Raw genomic sequence first — 1,506 nt, 5'->3', positions numbered from 1 at the left:
GAGCACGTTCCGACGTGGGTCCAGAAGTATGGCAAGGACACAGCATTCTTCTGCACCAATGACGCTGAGACAGAGCCGTTGCTCAAACAGGTCATGAAATATGGTGGTATGTTTGTCGAAGCTGACCTTCCATCGCCCACCATGGGCTACCCGGGAGCCTTCGGCATCGATCTCAGCGCTGAGCAGGGTAATTGGCCAGCCATCCTCAAGAAGGTCGAGTCTACAATTGTCGCCGACGGCGGATCCGGCCGTTTTGGCACATGGGCATTCTCTCTCGGCTACACAACCACGGCAGGTCTTGGCGAATATGCCAAGCGTTGCATCGAGGGCACGGCCAAGGTTGCGAACATGCAGGATATGCTCTCTGCCTTTGAGAAATACACTCCTGGCGCAGCATGGAATGCCTCAAACTACACAGATCTTAACACCAAGAAAACGGACACCAATCACTTCCTGATCTACGAGGACACATACGTGTTTGGCAAAGGGTACCTCGGCTCTGCTAAACAGGTAGTCCCCGAGAAATACCTCACCTACAAGGCTCAGTAGAATCTGGCATTCAAGCGCTGGGGCAGAAGCCCCAGCGCTTTTCCTTCAACGTATACACTGCTATCGTGATGCCGGGAGACAATCGGGATCACGGTTGTGTGATGTTGTGCCATAGAGAAGAAGAGGCGAACACCGTTAGGCAATCAGCGCTTGCGTGTTTGGTACGTCGCTTTCGAGGACTCCAGCAATTCGCTGTCAGTGTGCTAACCAGTATTCTTGAAGAGCCGTAAGCGAAAGTGTTCAATTTCTGGGAGGTGGTCGCGTGACTCAACAACAACCTTTGCTGAAAATGCAGGGCATCACCAAAGAATACTTTGGAAACCGGGTCCTGACCGATGTCTCCCTCGACTTGAACCGCGGCGAGGTCCTCGGCCTTGTCGGAGAGAACGGTGCCGGCAAGTCGACCCTGATGAACATTCTCTTCGGGATGAGCGTCATTGCCCAGACCGGAGGCTATGCCGGCAAGGTCTACATCGATGGCAAGGAAGTCAATTTTCAGAACCCATTCGACGCCCTCAAAGCAGGCATTGGCATGGTTCACCAGGAGTTCTCGCTGATCCCAGGGTTCACCGCCACCGAAAATATCCTTCTTAACGGTGAAATCCTGCATGACAACATCGTGACGAAGCTTTTTGGACCCCGTTTGAAGACACTGGACCTTCCCGAAATGCGCGCCGTCGCAGAGAAGTCTATTGAGCTGCTCGGCGTTGAGATCAGCCCGGACACACTGGTTGCCGAAATGCCAGTCGGCCACAAGCAATTCACCGAACTCGCGCGAGAGATCCATCGCCCCAACATGAAACTGCTCGTGCTCGACGAGCCGACTGCAGTCCTGACTGAGTCTGAGGCACAGGTTCTTCTGACTTCACTCCGCAGACTGACCGCAACCGGAATCGCCATTATCTTCATCACGCACCGTCTTCAGGAGATCCTCGACATCTGCGACAGGATCGTTAT

At 53.8% G+C, this 1,506-nt stretch carries 2 protein-coding genes; both read left to right on the top strand.

The genetic code is table 11. The features are described 5' to 3' along the window. The coding region (locus tag SMC5_RS10915) for a DUF3798 domain-containing protein (RefSeq protein WP_207798901.1) at positions 1-549 on the top strand (549 nt) is incomplete at its 5' end. A 289-nt stretch (positions 550-838) separates the two neighbouring features. Beyond that, the coding region (locus tag SMC5_RS00250) for an ATP-binding cassette domain-containing protein (RefSeq protein WP_165848887.1) at positions 839-1,506 on the top strand (668 nt) is incomplete at its 3' end.

It is taken from the genome of Candidatus Cryosericum odellii (assembly GCF_003570935.1).
In the GTDB taxonomy this organism is placed as follows: domain Bacteria; phylum Caldisericota; class Caldisericia; order Cryosericales; family Cryosericaceae; genus Cryosericum; species Cryosericum odellii.
This window is presented reverse-complemented; position numbering and strand designations above follow the sequence as displayed.